The 16919-nt window shown below is 40.8% G+C and carries 14 protein-coding genes; 2 read left to right on the plus strand and 12 right to left on the minus strand.

The window, feature by feature from the left end; translation table 11 throughout:
* Positions 1-66: 66 nt before the first annotated feature.
* The gene (gene ykgO / locus U9670_RS07145; RefSeq protein WP_323842281.1) at positions 67-207 is read left to right on the plus strand and encodes a type B 50S ribosomal protein L36; all 141 of its coding nucleotides are present in this window, start codon (positions 67-69) and stop codon (positions 205-207) included.
* Positions 208-382: 175 nt separating this feature from the next.
* On the opposite strand, the gene U9670_RS07150 is transcribed toward ykgO, so the two are convergent.
* The 12 genes from U9670_RS07150 to U9670_RS07205 all read right to left on the minus strand — a co-directional run bounded on the left by U9670_RS07150 (position 383) and on the right by U9670_RS07205 (position 15280).
* A complete protein-coding gene (locus tag U9670_RS07150; protein WP_323842280.1) occupies positions 383-892 on the minus strand; it encodes a hypothetical protein in 510 nt (169 codons plus the stop codon).
* A 227-nt stretch (positions 893-1119) separates the two neighbouring features.
* Positions 1120-2292, minus strand: a complete 1173-nt coding sequence (fadA, locus tag U9670_RS07155; protein ID WP_323842279.1) for an acetyl-CoA C-acyltransferase FadA — start codon at positions 2290-2292, stop codon at positions 1120-1122.
* Positions 2293-2344: 52 nt separating this feature from the next.
* Positions 2345-4492: a fatty acid oxidation complex subunit alpha FadB gene (gene fadB, locus U9670_RS07160; protein WP_323842278.1), complete on the minus strand. Its 2148-nt coding sequence runs from the start codon at positions 4490-4492 to the stop codon at positions 2345-2347.
* 308 nt (positions 4493-4800) lie between these two features.
* The gene (clpX, locus tag U9670_RS07165; protein WP_323842277.1) at positions 4801-6042 is read right to left on the minus strand and encodes an ATP-dependent Clp protease ATP-binding subunit ClpX; all 1242 of its coding nucleotides are present in this window, start codon (positions 6040-6042) and stop codon (positions 4801-4803) included.
* Positions 6043-6051: 9 nt separating this feature from the next.
* On the minus strand, positions 6052-6669 hold the full coding sequence (clpP, locus tag U9670_RS07170; protein ID WP_323842307.1) for an ATP-dependent Clp endopeptidase proteolytic subunit ClpP: 618 nt from the start codon (positions 6667-6669) through the stop codon (positions 6052-6054).
* 160 nt (positions 6670-6829) lie between these two features.
* Positions 6830-8164 carry a trigger factor gene (gene tig / locus U9670_RS07175; protein WP_323842276.1) on the minus strand — a complete coding sequence of 445 codons (1335 nt, stop codon included), beginning with the start codon at positions 8162-8164 and terminating at the stop codon, positions 6830-6832.
* Positions 8165-8309: 145 nt separating this feature from the next.
* A complete protein-coding gene (gene rdgB, locus U9670_RS07180) occupies positions 8310-8924 on the minus strand; it encodes an RdgB/HAM1 family non-canonical purine NTP pyrophosphatase (protein ID WP_323842275.1) in 615 nt (204 codons plus the stop codon).
* Positions 8925-8940: 16 nt separating this feature from the next.
* Positions 8941-9975 carry a UDP-glucose 4-epimerase GalE gene (gene galE / locus U9670_RS07185; protein ID WP_323842274.1) on the minus strand — a complete coding sequence of 345 codons (1035 nt, stop codon included), beginning with the start codon at positions 9973-9975 and terminating at the stop codon, positions 8941-8943.
* Between the two features lie 15 nt (positions 9976-9990).
* Positions 9991-11253: a UDP-glucose 6-dehydrogenase gene (locus U9670_RS07190; RefSeq protein ID WP_323842273.1), complete on the minus strand. Its 1263-nt coding sequence runs from the start codon at positions 11251-11253 to the stop codon at positions 9991-9993.
* Positions 11254-11302: 49 nt separating this feature from the next.
* Positions 11303-12925 carry a glucose-6-phosphate isomerase gene (gene pgi / locus U9670_RS07195; RefSeq protein WP_323842272.1) on the minus strand — a complete coding sequence of 541 codons (1623 nt, stop codon included), beginning with the start codon at positions 12923-12925 and terminating at the stop codon, positions 11303-11305.
* Between the two features lie 55 nt (positions 12926-12980).
* Entirely contained in the window at positions 12981-14414 is a 1434-nt protein-coding gene (locus tag U9670_RS07200) for an ATP-binding protein (protein ID WP_323842271.1), read from the minus strand.
* Complete coding sequence (locus U9670_RS07205) at positions 14414-15280, minus strand: UTP--glucose-1-phosphate uridylyltransferase (protein ID WP_323842306.1); 867 nt, start codon at positions 15278-15280, stop codon at positions 14414-14416. The genes U9670_RS07200 and U9670_RS07205 overlap by 1 nt, the downstream gene beginning before the upstream one ends.
* 626 nt (positions 15281-15906) lie before the next feature.
* Here U9670_RS07205 and U9670_RS07210 point away from each other — a divergent pair.
* Positions 15907-16919, plus strand: a 1013-nt coding sequence (locus U9670_RS07210) for a hypothetical protein (protein ID WP_416381613.1), incomplete at its 3' end; no start/stop codon positions are given.

Here is a 16919-nt window from a genome sequence, read left to right on the forward strand (position 1 = left end):
ATCTGAAAAAATGGGCGTATAATCCAGTTTTATTATGTTATAACATTTATTTAATGGAGCAACACCATGCAAGTCCTATCCTCTTTAAAATCTGCCAAAAACCGTCATGAGGACTGCCAAATTGTCCGTCGTCGTGGTCGCACTTTTGTCATCTGCAAATCAAATCCACGCTTTAAAGCCGTACAAGGTGGTAAAAAGAAGCGATGATTGCTTGTTTTGTTGAATATTGAATAGATACCTTACATTGACAATACAAGGCGTGATAAGCTCTTATCAAAACCAAACCTCCTCTCATGACATTTAAAGTGATTTTAGATCAAATACAAAAAAGCCAAACTGGTATCAGCTTGGCTTTTTTAATTAAGAGTCTTAGCACGATACTCTATTTGACACGGACACGATATTTAACAGATGCCGTTCCCCCAACACCTAAGTCCTCCACCGTCCAACGCAATGCCTTATAATAACTTAATGGCAACTCCTGAATTTCTGCATTCACCTTGGTACGAATAGGCATATTCACAAAATGATTACCATCAATGCTTGCTTTACCAATGCTTGGTGAAATAGCACCTATCAACTCTACACCCTCTGGAATATCTACGGTTACCGTCATGCTGCGTACACGATTGGTATCATGATTGGTATAAAGCCCTTGATATTCTACCACATCACCACGAACAACAGTGTCAGCAGTCGTCAAAGGTCGCAGCGTCTCATGACCAGATGCATCGGTATTGACCAAAAATGCGTTCATCTTAGTATCAATATTTGGGACAGCATGGGCATTGGCTTGCTGTGCTTGTGCATCGCTTGGCGTAGGTAGCATGGCATGAGCTGACAAAGCGGCCGTCGCCATAGTAGCAATCAACATTGCATGACTAAATTTCATAACTTCTCCTCAATTAAAACGCTCGTTGTCGGACTGCTTGGACATCATGTAGATTTTGTAGCAACATCAAAGCCTTGATTGCTGACAATCTGATAAAATGACTTAATGAATGACAAAAAATAATTAAAGTCAGTATCAGTAGCAATGACTTTCATACTGACATTTTAAAAACAAGAAAGCCATTTTATCACAGATGGCTTTCTTGTTGAGTTTTATTAAGTATAAAATTACACACGCTCAATCACGGTGGCAATCCCTTGACCCAAGCCGATACACATAGTAGCAAGCCCAATTTGGGTATCTTGTTGTTCCATAACATTAAGTAAGGTTGTGGTAATTCTCGCCCCAGAACAGCCAAGTGGGTGTCCCAGTGCAATCGCACCGCCATTATGATTTACGATATCTTGCTTGTCATAAAGCCCCAAGCCCTTTAATACCGATAAGCCTTGTGCGGCAAAGGCTTCGTTTAGCTCAATGGTCTGAATATCATTGATGCTTAACCCTGCACGCTTTAACGCTTTTTGGGTAGCTGGCACAGGTCCATAGCCCATAATGGCAGCATCACAGCCTGCGATTGCCATAGAGCGGATTTTGGCACGGGGCTTTAAACCCAAATCTTGGGCTTTTTGGGCAGACATCAATAGCATGGCACACGCACCGTCTGACAAAGCGGACGATGTACCTGCGGTAACGGTACCGCCTTTGGGGTCAAACACAGGCTTTAAGGCTTTAAATGCGTCCAAATTGGCATCAGCACGGATAACTTCATCAACCGTACAAAGTTGCAAATTACCGTCTTGGTCGTGTCCTTCAACGCCGACAATCTCATTATCAAAGCGACCATTTACGGTAGCGTCCCATGCTTTTTTGTGTGAATTTACGCCAAATTCATCTTGCTCTTCACGAGTAATGCCATTTAAACGCCCAAGCATTTCAGCGGTTAAACCCATCATATTGGACGCTTTGGCATAGTGTTTGCTTGCTTTTGGGTTTAAATCCACGCCGTGCATCATGCTGACATGTCCCATATGTTCCACACCACCAATGATAAACACATCGCCTTGATTTGTCATGATTTGAGCCGCCGCCGTGTGCAAGGCTTGCATGGACGAGCCACACAGACGATTAACCGTTTGTCCGCCTGCACTTTTGGGAATGCCAGCCAGTAGTCCAATGTGGCGAGCAATATTCCAGCCTTGTTCAAGCGTTTGGTTTACCGCCCCCCAAATCACATCTTCTACAAGGTTTAAATCAAACTCGTTGCGTTTTAATAATTGACGCACCACTTCGGCAGAAAGGTTATCGGCACGCACATTGCGAAACATACCATTTTTAGATTTGCCCATTGCTGAGCGTACGCCGTCCACAATGACGACATCGGTTGGGTTAAGCGTTGTCATAGTTTTTCCTTAAATTTATTTTAAAATCATTTTAAATACATCATCTACATCATCAATAAAACGAATTGCCATTTTCTGCCATTTCTCTTAGCATTTTTGGGGCTTCGTACGCTTTGCCAAGATGGGCGTATTTGTCGCACAATGCCACATAATTTGCCACACCGATTTGGTCAATATATCGGCAAGGCCCACCACGGAACGCAGGGAAACCAATCCCCATAATCATCGCCATATCCGCCTCACTAGGGGTTGCCACGATATTGTCTTCTAGGCATCGTACGGTTTCGTTGCATAAAGCCAACATCATACGGTCAATGATTTCTTGGTCATCAAACCCTTTTGGCTCGCTGACAACTGACTTTAACACCTCTAATGTTGCAGGGTCAGTATTTTTGGTAGGTTTACCTTTTTTATCCGTTTCATATTTATAAAAGCCCACGCCATTTTTTTGACCCAAGCGATTGGCTTCAAACAAAGCTTGGATACTGCCTTTGTAGTCAGGTTTCATACGGTCTGGGAATCCTTGTGCCATGACTTCTGCCCCATGTACGCCTGTGTCTAGTCCGACCACATCAATTAGGTAGGCAGGCCCCATTGGCCAGCCGAATTTTTCCATGGTTTTGTCAATTTGCACAAAGTCCGCACCGTCTTTTAACAATAAGTCAAATGCCCCAAAATAAGGGAATAGCACACGGTTTACCAAAAAGCCAGGGCAGTCGTTTACCACAACAGGCACTTTACCCATTTTTTGGGCTAGGGCAACGGTGGTAGCAATCGCTTTTTCGCTGGATTTTTCACCACGAATCACTTCAACAAGTGGCATACGATGGACTGGGTTAAAAAAATGCATACCCACAAAGTTTTCTGGGCGTTTTAGCACACTTGATAGATAAGTGATTGAAATCGTTGAAGTATTTGATGCAATAATTGCATCATCTTTCACCAATTCTTCAACTTCTTGTAACACACTGTGTTTGACTTTTGGATTTTCAACCACCGCCTCAATGACGATATCCACATCTTTAAAGTCGCCATAGTTCAAGGTGGGTTGGATACGGCTTAGCATTTCGCCCATTTTGGCAGGGGTCAGTTTACCACGCTCAACTTGTTTTGATAAAAGTTTGCTTGCCTCGTTCATGCCCAATTCTAGCTGTTCGGACTTGATGTCTTTCATGATAATCGGCAAGCCTTTAACGGCTGATTGGTAAGCGATACCACCGCCCATGATACCTGCACCCAATACGGCAGATTTTTGGATATCGTGGGCGTTTTTGCTATGGGTTTTGGCAAGTTTTTTTACCACTTGGTCGTTTAAGAATAAACCAACCAATGCAGTTGCCTGTGGGGTCTTGGCAGATTTTGCAAAGCCTTTGGCTTCAATTTTTAACGCCTCATTTCGTGGTAGATTGACGTGTTGTTCAATGGTGTCTAGGGCGATTTTTGGGGCTGGGTATTGTGCTGGATTGGCTTTGCTAAACAGCACTCCTTTGGCGGAATTAAACGCCATTTTTTGTTCAAGTTCTGACAGTTTAACAGGGTTGATTTTTTCTGCATGGCGAGCCTGCCAGTCAAGTTCACCATTGATACATTTTTTCACCAAATCAATCGCTGATTTTTCTAGGTTGTCAGCCGTTACCACCGCATCAACCAAGCCTAGCTTTAAAGCGTCCATTGGCTTTAAAGAGTTGGCGGTGGCGATGATTTCTAGGGCGTTATCAATACCGATTAAGCGTGGCACACGCACCGAACCACCAAAGCCAGGGAAAATACCCAACTTCACTTCAGGTAAGCCAATGGTGGCGTTATCGCTAATCACACGATAATCACAGACCAAGGTCATCTCACAGCCACCGCCCAACGCAGCCCCATTAATGGCACACACTTTTGGAAATGGCAAATCTTCAAAACGGTTAAATACTTGATTAATTTCAACAATCCAGCGTTCAATTTCACTTTCATCTTGGTTAAAATAGCCGACAAATTCAGTAATATCCGCCCCTGCGATAAATACATTTTTGCCTGATGTTACGACTAGACCTTTGACATCACTTGCTTGTTCAACCGCCGAAATCGCCTTTTCAAACTCGGCATTGGTGGTTTTGTCAAATTTATTCACACTTTCGGTTTGGTTGTCAAAATGGAACTTGACAATGCCGTCATCAAGGCGTGAAACCGTGATGCTGTTTGATTGATAAATCATAAAAAAACTCCTTGTTTATTCTAAAAGATACTTGCTCACAATCGTCTTAGTTTACTATGAAAAACTTAGGGTATGGCAAGCCAAGACTGACCGATTGGTCATTTAGAAAATAAAAATTAACCAATAATCTGTTGTTTATAGAGTGATTTGACCCAAACATTATGGCAATCATTCATCTAAGCACTAAGTAACATGGAGATACCACATGGCAAAAAAACAAGCTGGCTTCATCAATACCCCAAACAAAAAAAGTCTAAAAAGCCCAAATAGGACTTTTTAGACTTGTATTGTTTGATATTAAGTTTGGCTTACTTAATTACTGTTATCTTTTCGCCATCTTCAATCACGCCTTTGGTTACGACAATCTTTTTGGCAGTCATATCAGGCAGTTCATACATTGTCTCTAAGAGTGCGTTTTCAATGATAGAACGCAAACCCCTTGCCCCTGTTTTGCGTTTCATCGCTTGTTTGGCGATGGCGGTCAGAGCGTCTTTTTCAAATTCAAGCTCTGTACCCTCCATTGCAAACAGATATTGATATTGCTTAACCAAAGCATTTTTAGGCTCGGTCAAAATCTGCACCAATGCATCTTCGTCTAATTCATCAAGCGTAGCAATCACAGGCAATCGACCAATAAACTCAGGGATCAAACCAAATTTTACCAAATCTTCTGGCTCAACTTCACGGAACAGCTCACTGATTTTAGCCTCTGACTGAGCTTTTACCATCGCATTAAACCCCATGCTCGTCGTCTCAGTACGCTGTTGAATGATACGCTCAAGCCCTGCAAATGCCCCACCAACAATGATCAAAATATTACTTGTATCCACAGCAATCATCTCTTGGCGTGGGTGCTTTCGCCCACCTTGTGGCGGAATATTTGCCACCGTACCCTCAATGATTTTTAAAAGTGCCTGCTGCACGCCCTCACCAGAGACATCACGGGTGATGGACGGATTTTCAGACTTACGCGTAATTTTGTCAATTTCATCAATAAAGATGATGCCTCTTTGCGTACGCTCAACATCATAATCTGCAGCTTGAAGCAGTTTTTGGACGATGTTTTCCACATCTTCACCCACATAACCTGCCTCGGTCAAGGCAGTAGCGTCCGCCATTGCAAATGGTACATCAAGCAGGCGTGCCAAAGTCTGTGCCAGCAAGGTCTTACCAGAACCTGTCGGTCCGATGAGCAGAACATTACTCTTAGCAAGCTCAACTTGCTCAGCACCCAAGGCGTCTTTTGAGTCACATTTAAGACGCTTATAGTGGTTATATACCGCCACCGACAATGCTTTTTTAGCACCATCTTGACCAATAACATATCCGTCCAAATGCTTACGCAACTCTTTTGGTGTGAGCAATTTGTTATCTGGCGATTTGCTCACATTTTCATCATCTTGTTCGACTAAGGTGTCATTAACACCAGCAAGCATATCCCCACAAGTGGCAATACATTCATTGCAGATACTGGCATCATCGCCTGCAATCAGTTTTTCAACCTCTGCCTTTTTTTTGCCGCAGAAAGAGCAGGTGTTCATATTGCTCATGAGTACTCCTTATAGATTCACTGGGCGTTTGTCAAGCACCACATCAACCAAACCGTATTCTTTGGCAGCATCAGCACTCATAAAATTATCACGGTCGGTGTCTTTTTCAAGTCGCTCAACTGGTTGTCCTGTATGCTCGGCAAGTAGCTGATTCAGCTTAGCTTTTAGCTGAATAATCTCTCGTGCATGAATCTCGATATCAGACGCTTGCCCACGAAAACCGCCCAAAGGCTGATGAATCATGATGCGTGAATTGGCTAGAGCATAGCGTTTGCCTTTTTGTCCTGCCGACAACAAAAACGATCCCATACTACACGCCTGCCCCATGCAGATGGTAGACACATCAGGCTTGATAAAATTCATCGTATCATAAATTGCCATGCCTGCGGTTACCACGCCCCCTGGGGAATTGATGTACAAATGCACATCTTTTTCTGGATTGTCTGCCTCTAAGAACAACAGCTGGGCAACAATCAAATTTGCCATATTGTCTTCAACCTGACCTGTCAAAAAGATGACACGCTCACGCAATAGGCGTGAAAAAATATCAAACGAGCGTTCGCCACGCCCAGACTGCTCAATCACCATTGGCACAAGGGCGGCTTGTGGTGCATGATAAGTATCCATCAACTGGTCATAAAAAGGGTTATGCTTCATATCATTCATTGGTTTTTTCCTAAAAAAATAAACATTAAACAGTGAAAATTGCACTTATTTTAACATTAATTAAAAAATACCCCAAACACTGTTTAGGGTATTTTTGCATCTTTATTACAAGCCGATCAACTTATGACTGGGCTTGTTGTGCTGCCGCCAAAAGGTCTTGGTATTTTACTTCTTTATCAACCACTTTACCTTGTGATAATAGATAATCCACCACTTGGTCTTCTAGTACCACAGATTCAATGCCAGCACGCTGTTCTTTATCATTGGTATAAAAATCAATGACTTCTTGTGGGTCTTCATAGTTTTCTGCTGCTTCGGCGATGAATGCAGTAACACGCTCTTGATCCACCTCAATTTTTTCTTTAGTGATGATTTGGCTAACCAACACACCCAAACGCACTGCACGCAATGCTTGGTCTTCAAACAATTCATTTGGCAGCATATCTGCACCAAAAGTTTTTGGATTGGCGCCAAATTGCTGAGCAAATCGCTGTAGCATTTGCTCACGCTGACGATTGATCTCTTGTTCTAGCATTGTCTTTGGCACATCAAATTCGTTCTTTTCAAGCAGTGCATCAAACGCCGCCTGTTTTACTTGGTTGCGACCAGCGTTCTTGATTTCTCGCTCCATATTCTTACGAACATCAGCTTTAAGCTTATCAAGACCACCCTCTTTAACACCAAACAGTTCAAAAAACTCTTCATTGAGCTCTGGTAATTTTGGTGTTTTTACTTCTTTGACATTGATTTTAAAGTCAGCCTCTTTACCTTGTAGGTTTTCAGCTTGATAATCTGCTGGGAAAGTTACTTTGATGGTTTTTTCTTCGCCAGCTTTCATGCCTTTCATGCCGTCTTCAAAACCAGGAATCATACGACCTGAACCAATGATTAAGCGATAATCTTCAGCAGTGCCACCTTCAAATTTTTCGCCATCAATAGAGCCTTCAAAGTCAAAAGTTGCCTCATCACCATCTTCCAATGCACCATCTTTAACTTCTAAGGTTTGGCGTTGTTTTTGTAGATTTTCAATCATGACATCAACATCTTCATCAGAGATGCTGGCAGTCTGACGCTCAACCTCAATATCAGACAGACCCTTTACCTCTACCTCTGGGAAAGTCTCAACAGTCGCCTGATACACCAAAAAGTCATTTTCAAGTTTGACATCATCAATATTTGGCACGCCGATGGCACGGATTTTCTTTTCGTTCATCGCTTCAAATACTGTATCACGAATCACATCATTAATGACTTCTTGCTGAATGCCTGCACCGTATTGTGCACGAATGTGGCTTACTGGCACCTTGCCTTTACGAAAACCATCTATTTTGGCAGTCTTGGCCAAGCTACGAATACGGTTTTCAACTTTACCTTGAATTGTACCTACTGGTACTTTGACAGTCAGTTGGGTTTCTTTGTCTGACAGTACATTGACTGCGATGTCTAAATTACTCATATTTTTTACCTTAAAACCTATGAACCATTTATGATTGCTAATATGCTCAATAAATGGTTAAAATGAAATCTGGGTAGTGCCAAAAAGCACCTACAAAAATCCTAAAAGGTGGTTAGTATAGCCGTTTTTTTGGCAAAATACAACCTTAAAGCAGTTGCTCAATCAAAGTTTTCATTGCCTGCCCACGGTGGCTGATGGCGTTTTTCTCGTCTTTGCTAAGCTCGGCAGACGATTTACCAAGATGGGGCAACCAAAAAAGTGGGTCATATCCAAAACCATAATCGCCTTTCGGTGCAGACAAAATTTGTCCACGCCACAAGCCTTGTGCAATCACTGGCAATGGGTCATCTTTGTGGCGTACAAAAGCCAACAGACACACAAAAATCCCCTCTACCGTCTCGCCTTTATCAAAATATGGCGTTAATTCTGCAAGCAATCGCTTGTTGTTCGCCAAATCATCGCCTTTTTCGCCCATACCGTCTAAACTGGCATAGCGTGCCGAATAAATCCCCGGTAAATTGCCAAGCACAGGCACACAAAGCCCGCTGTCATCTGCCATGGCAGGCAATCCGCTCTTGGCACTTGCATGGCGTGCCTTGATAATCGCATTCTCAACAAAACTTAAGCCATCTTCAACCGCATCATCAATACCCAATTCGCCTTGCGAGATGATTTGAATACCCAAGTCAGCGTCATCAAACAAAGATTGAAACTCGGTCAATTTGCCTTGATTGTTACTGGCCAAGATGATTTTTTGCATGTGATTCTCCGTCTTTTTATGATTGATAGCCCATAGGATTATTCTTTTGCCACCGCCAAGTATCCAAGCACGCACGGGTAATATCAAACTGTGCTTGCCAATTTAATAGCGATTTTGCCTTATCACAAGACGCATAACAGCTGGCAATATCGCCTGCTCGTCTGCTTACAATCACATAAGGCACATTTTGACCTGTTGCTTTTTCAAAGGCATTGACAAGTTGTAAAACACTTGTACCACTGCCAGTACCCAAGTTGATTGGCTCAAATCCAATAATGTGATTATTTTTATCGCCTTTTACCAAATATTCTAAGGCTTTTAAATGCCCCTTTGCCAAATCAATAATATGGATATAATCTCGCACACCTGTACCGTCAATGGTATCATAATCATCGCCAAATACCGACAGCTTTTGTAATTTACCCACCGCCACTTGACTGATATAAGGCATTAAATTGTTGGGAATGTCGTTTGGGTCTTCGCCAATCAACCCTGAAAAATGTGCACCTATCGGATTAAAATAACGCAAACTGATGGCACAAAAATCACGATTTGCCTTACACACATCTTCTAAAATATACTCAACCATTAACTTACTTTGTCCATACGGATTGGTGCAAGAACGGGGAAAATGCTCAAAAATTGGCAATGATGTAGGATTGCCATACACCGTTGCCGATGATGAAAAAATCAGCCGATGACAATCAAATTGTTGCATCACCTGTAATAGATTTAGCGTGCCTGCCACATTGTTTTCATAATATTTTAAAGGCTTTGCCACGCTTTCGCCCACCGCCTTTAACCCTGCAAAATGCACAACCGCAAAAAATTGATATTTGGCAAATACTTGGCTTAACAGCTGACTGTCTAAAATATCGCCTTTTATAAAGTCAATTTTTTGACCGACAATTTGTTCTACTCGCTCAATCGCAATCGGACTAGAATTAGACAAATTGTCATACACAACAGGGTCAAACCCTGCACCAATAAGCTCAATCAAAGTATGCGAGCCAATATAACCTGCCCCACCTGTTACCAAAATATTTTTCATCTTGTTTTTACCTTTTTATGATTTGGTTTTTAAATCAAAACAACCAATGCCTGCATAATAACCTTTGTATTGACAAATTTGCGTATCACTGAATACATTTTTACCGTCAAATATCGGCAAGGCAAATTCATTTAAAGCGGATATATCAATTTGACTGTCCGACCAATTAACCATAAATAATGCGTGAGCGTTATTTAGTGCGTACGGATTATCAATTAATTGAAATAACGGCTGGTTTTGATATTTTTGGGTTAATTCATAAGCGGTATTTATTGTGTAAACAAGTGTTTTTATACCATAATGCCAACACAAATTAAGTAAAATATGCACCGCACTGCCTGTGGTACGCCCAGCCCCAATGCGATAGCCTGCCCCCCAAATGACCACGGTTTTATGGTCAATATCACCATCAAAATACTGCCAAAACTTTCTAAAAATCAACTCTTTTTGGTCGGTATTGACATCAACCACCGCCTTTAAAAGTGCGGTATCCACTTGATTTTGTTTAAAACTTTGCATCAAAAATGCCAACTCATCTGGCAATGATTTACCCCCAAAACCCCACCCTGCTGACAAATACTCTTTGCCAATGCGACTGTCTTGCCCCATTATGGTTTGTACTTGTGTGATATTAATCTTATGGCTGTCAGCAAGGCGTGCCATTTCATTAATAAAAGATAAGCGTGTGGCAAGCATACCTGCAATACTGGCACGAACAAATTCAATGGTTTTAATGGTGGCGATATTGTGCTTTTGGCTGTTTTTTAATAATATCTTTAAAATGCTGGATTTATCAAAACTGTCCTTAATTTTTTCGCCAATCAACAAAAGTTCAATATTAAAAAAAGCATTAAAATTATTACCTTCTTTTAAAAAATTAAATGGCAAATAATATACCCAATTTGTTGGTAAATTCTTGGCAAATTCATCAAAAAACCCAATCGGTTTTGCCCCACTTAATATCACTTGGCTATTTGGATTGAACAATTGTTTTGTTAAAAATGTATCATCCAACTCATTGAATTTATCATCAGTCTCATTATCAAAAAACAACCAAAAATTATCGGTATTTTGTAATGTATCGCTAATAATAATTTTATTGTCAGCGGTATAAAACTGCCACAATAAAGCCAACTGGCGGTCAAATTGATAATTTTTTAATAAGGCATTGATTGCGTCAGTTTGACCAATTAAATAAACTTGTAAATCCAAACCTGCCAAAAATATGGCAGTATTTATACTTTCAAAATTAACACCCAATAGATTGATTTGTTTCATTATTTTTCCTAAATGCTTATACATCAATGCGATTTAAAACCACACTTGTCTATGCTTTATCCTTGATTACTTTTAACAACGCATTGGTTGAGCTGTCAAATTTAATTGTCTCACTTGTGCCATTTAGCACATCAAAGACGCTATTTGCCATTACTTTGCCGACTTCTACGCCCCATTGGTCAAAAGGGTTGATTTGCCAAATCACACTCATCACAAAAACTTTGTGTTCATATAAAGCAATGAGTGAACCTAGCGTTTTTGGGGTCAAAGCGGTCAAAAGCAAAGTCGTGGACGGCTGATTGCCACGGTATTGTTTAAATTGCAAAAATTTGTCGTCTTTTGAAGCCATATCAAAAGGCAAGGCGTGATTACCAAATGCCAATACTTGCGACTGAGCAAGGCAGTTGGCAAGCGATAATTTATGCTGATTTTCCAAATATTTGTCGTGGGCTTGGGCGATATCATAACGATTAATCGGCGTGATAAAGTCGCACGAAACCGCCTGCGTGCCTTGATGTAACAGCTGATAAAAGGCGTGTTGGGCGTTTGAACCAATATCGCCCCACAAAATCGGACAGGTCTTATAAGCAACAATATTACCATTTTTAGCGACCGATTTGCCATTGGATTCCATTTCAAGCTGGGTTAAATAATTGGGAAAAAATTTAAGCCGTCCGTCATAAGGTAGCACCGAATGGGCGTTGATGTTTAAAAAAGTGGCATTCCATACGCCAATCAGCCCCAAAAGCACAGGCAAATTGTTTTTAAAATCAGCACTTGCAAAATGCCTATCCATTTGATTTGCCCCTGCCAAAAGCTCATAAAAATTGTCCATACCAATTTTAATAGCAATGGCAAGCCCAATGGCTGACCACATACTAAACCGTCCGCCCACCCAATCCCAAAGCAGTAGCTGATTGTCAGGGTGAATGCCCCACTCACTCATTTTGTCGGTGCGAGTGGATATGCCAATAAAATGACGGTGTAGCACGGTGCGTTTATTGTTGTGGGCGGACAACAGCCAATGCAAGGCGGTTTTGGCGTTGGCAAAGGTGTCAGCGGTGCCAAAGGATTTTGATGAAATAATAAACAAAGTGGTCTGCGGATTTAACACACCCAGCAAGCTATGTAACTGCGTGCCGTCCATATTGGACACAAAATGCACATTGATGTCGGTATCCGCCCATTCATCAAGGGCTGTGGTTGCCATCAAAGGCCCCAAATCCGAGCCACCCACACCAATATTGACCACATCACAAATTGCCTTACCTGAATAACCACGCCAGATTTTTTGGCGAATACGACGGGCAATCGTCTGACATTTTTGTAGGCTTTGATGAACTTGGTCGTTTACATCAACGCCGTCCACAATAAGGCTTTCGCTTTTTGGTAATCGCAAGGCGGTGTGTAAGGCAGGGCGATTTTCGGTGTCATTGACTTTTTTGCCTGTCAGTAAGTCATTGATTTTATTTTTTAACTCAAACTCACCTGCCAAATCAATAAGATGATTTAAAATCTCTGGGGTAACAAGCTGTTTGCTAAAATCCATATAAATATCGCAAGCGTTAGCGGTAAATTTTTCGCCACGAGTGGGGTCAGACTTAAATAAGATGTTTAAATCAGGCGGATTTTGGGCAAGGGTGTGTAGGGCTTGCCAAGTGGTGGTTTGCATTTTTTACCTTAATAACTACTCCGAACTACTCCGAACTACTCCGAACTACTCCGAACTACTCCGAACTTAACTTGTAATGTTGAGTTGGGTCATTTTTACTGTTACCAACCCAAGTAACAAGTCCTTTTTTTAGCAAAGATTTTAATAGTTTTCTGGCAAATGTATCACTTTTTTCCAAATAAACCGCCAAATCTTTAACCGCTACTTTCTCATTTTGATAGGCATACTGCAAAGCCTTTTTCTCAAACTCCGATAAACTCTCAACCATTTTCTCATTGATGATTTTTTCTAATCGCTCACTAGCTCTTAGCGTTCGTTGCAAAATATTATTTTCCAAACTAAGCAAAACAGAATTACCATTTGGCTCTTGATAAGTTGGCAAGTGTAAAAAGTGTTGCTCCATTTCATTAAAAATACGCTTAACACCTTCATTTAATTCTTTTACCCAACCAAATTCAGATAAAATCCTAGCAATTCTAGGATTTCTAGAATAGCGGGTATGACGCATATTTTCCAAGGTTACAATATTTGGTAATTTACCTGGACTAAAGATTTCCAACCGATTGTCATAAATAGAGATTCGGATATAGTCGCCCAAAAAAGCATAATTACGATGTGTCAAAGCATTGACAATACCTTCAAACCAAGCAAACTCAGGATATTCATCCATTTTAACAAAATTGCCATCTTTGTCTAATGTCTGAAACTCCCGAAGTTGCGATGCAACAACTTGTCTTGCTTGCATAATAAGCTTTGGAATCGCTCCTTCTAGCTGGAATTCTTTAACGATGTTGATTTCACTACCTGTTTTTTGGGTTGTGCCATCATATCTTAATACTTTAATACGAGCATTTGGAAAATAACGAGTCGGATTTTTACCAAATAACAAAATCCCTGCATTGGTAATTTGCCCAGACTTGTTGATGAGATTTCTAGCATATAAAATCTCTTCTAATGTAGAAGTGCTATTTAGATATTTTTTATACTCTTCTAACAAATTAGTATCCAAATCATTAAAATCCGCATCAGGTACAATCTCATCTTCAAAATTGCGTTGCCCTTTGTCGTACTCCAGCTGTCTGCGTTGCTCATATTTTAATAATAAAGTTTGGTCATTTGAGCGTAGATAAGCACTGCCATCATCAGCTTCTATCACACGATTTAACGATGGCTCAACACAAAAAACAAGTAACTCATCAGACTGACCACTGCTATTTTGGACAGTAATCACTTCATTACTATGAATAATTGGCATTTTTTGTAGTGTTTGTATGGCGTGCAGATATTCGCTCAAACTGTGTGCTTTAGGCTTTTTAAAACCTGTAATTTCCCCATTATCCTCAATACCAATCACAAATGTACCACCACCTGCATTGGCAAAACCAATCAAATGCTTTATAATGTCTTTTGGGGCTATTTTGGCATTTTTACGCTCAAAATACTGACCTTCAGTTTGAGCGATAATCGCTTCAAGGGTAGTTGCCCGCATCATATCTCCTTTAGCTGCCTTTGAGCAAAATACATAAACGCCTGCATATAGCTTGTCATATCGCCAGCGTCAAAGCTCTCCCCCACCATTGTCGTTACATCCACGCCCTTTGTACCAATCAAGGCATCTATCGCATCGGTAAGCTGAATTTCACCGCCAACGCTTGGGGCGGTTTTGGCAAGATAATCAAAAATGGCATTGTCAAACACATAGCGACCCACTACCGCCAAATTTGACGGAGCGACATCAGCTTTTGGTTTTTCTACAAAACCAGTTACAGCAAGTGATTGATTTTTATCGGATTTTTCAATGGTTTGAGCATTTGCCAATTTAGCAATGCCATATTTGTCAATATCGGCTGTCGCCACAGGATTGACAAGAATTTGCGAGCGACCTGTTTTTTCAAATTCGCCTAACATAAACGCCAAGTTTTGGCTTGTATAATCGGTATCAAAAGGGTCAAGCACCACATCAGGCAGTAGCACCGCAAAGGGGTTGTCGCCCACCACCGCACGCCCTTGCAAGACAGCGTGCCCTAAGCCCAAAGGCTTGCCTTGACGCACGCTGGTAATGACCACATCACTTGGCAAAAAGTTTAAACTATCGGCAAGCGTATTTTTGCCTTTGTTTCTTAATTGAGCATCTAATTCGCTATTGATATCAAAATAATTTTCTATCGCATTTTTTTGGGCGTGATTGACCAGCACGATATTTTTAATGCCTGCCTTTATCGCTTCATCAATCACATAATGAATGCTCGGACGATTGCCAAGCGGTAATAGCTCTTTTGGGATAGCTTTTGAAAGTGGGAGCATTCGTGTGCCAAAACCTGCACAAGGGATAATGGCGTGGGTGATTTTTTTCATCGCTACATCATTCATCTTACAGTCCATCTATTATAGTCCATCTGTTTTCATCTTTGCCGAACAAAATGCACGACAACATTAGAATTAAAAAAATTAAAATGATTAAAAAATACAAAACCAAAATACAAAAAATTACTAAAATACACACCGCCCATTATAGCACAATCGCCATACCCAGATCCAAAAACACAATTTTTACAAAAAAATAATAAAATAGTATCAATAATTACTAAAAAACATACATAAATTGACAAAAAAATCGCCACTGCCCACAAAATCAAAAAAAACGCCAAAAACCCAACCAAACCACATCAAATACCGCCTGATTTGCATCACCAAATCAACACCAAAGCTCAAAAAAAACCAAAACTAAAAAACAAACATACCACCAAAGGCCAACAACCGCCTAAAACAAGTCAAAATGTTAAGCAAATATTGCTTACAGCAATTGACATAACCTCGCTTACTTGGTAACATAGCAAGACAGAATTTTATTTTTTAAACTGCTTTGATTGGTTTTTTAAATTAAATTATTTTAAACTTGCTAAAACGCGTGCTTGACTTTTGATAAAATCAGCTATCAAAGAGTTCGGTCGCATACTTTTCATGGTACTAGGAGTCCATTCATGAATAAAATCTTTAAACAAGGCTCATTGGTTCAATCTGTGGCCTGCTCTGAAATCACCACCTCTAAAGCAGGCCGTGTGGTCGCCACTACGCTAGCATTGGCTATCGTCAGTAGCTTCGCCACTCAGGCTCAAGCTCAGGCTCAACCAACAAATGCAACTAATCATACGGTTGATTTTACAATTAAAGACCCTAATGATCCTCGTCTTTATGATAAGCGTAAAGACGTTTATTTAAAAGGTACTTTAGGAAAAATTACTGGACAACTCGTTGACGGGATGCTTGAAGCTAAGACAGAATTCAACAATAAAATCAAAATCGTGCAAGACAATTTGGCTGCTGAAGCTAAGTTTTTGAAAAAAAGTAAGGCGGACAACGAAAAAGCCATTAACCAAATTGGAACGCGTGTTGGTACTTTAGAAAAGTATCTTGTTGAGAATTTTGTGCCAGAATTCAACGCTCACGACGGTCGCCTTGATAAAAACGAAGCGAATATCGCTCAAAATAGCAAAGACATCGAAGAAACAGTTAAGTACATCAATGCTGTTAATGATGCTGTTGATAAAAACGAAGCGGCCATCACTCAAAACGAAGGCAAGATTGCTGCTAACACAACCAGCATTCAAGCCAAAGCAGACATCGAAACTGTCTATAGTTTGAATAATAACACCAACAAAACTATTGCTGATAACAAAGCTGAGCTTAAAGCTGAAATCGATGCCAACAAAGCCGCCATTGACAGTAAAGTTGACCAAGACAGCTTTAACCATGTGCATGGAGAAGTAAACAACAACACAAATGCCATTGCAATCAATGCTGGCAATATCAGCAATAATACAGCGGATATCGCAGCCAATACAGGCAAGATTGCTGCTAACGAAGGCAAGATTGCTGCTAACACAACCAGCATTCAAGCCAATACAGGCAAGATTGCTGCTAACGAAGGCAAGATTGCTGCTAACACAACCAGCATTCAAGCCAATACAGGCAAGATTGCTGCTAACGAAGGCAA

The organism is Moraxella tarda (genome assembly GCF_035181405.1).
Taxonomy (GTDB): domain Bacteria; phylum Pseudomonadota; class Gammaproteobacteria; order Pseudomonadales; family Moraxellaceae; genus Moraxella.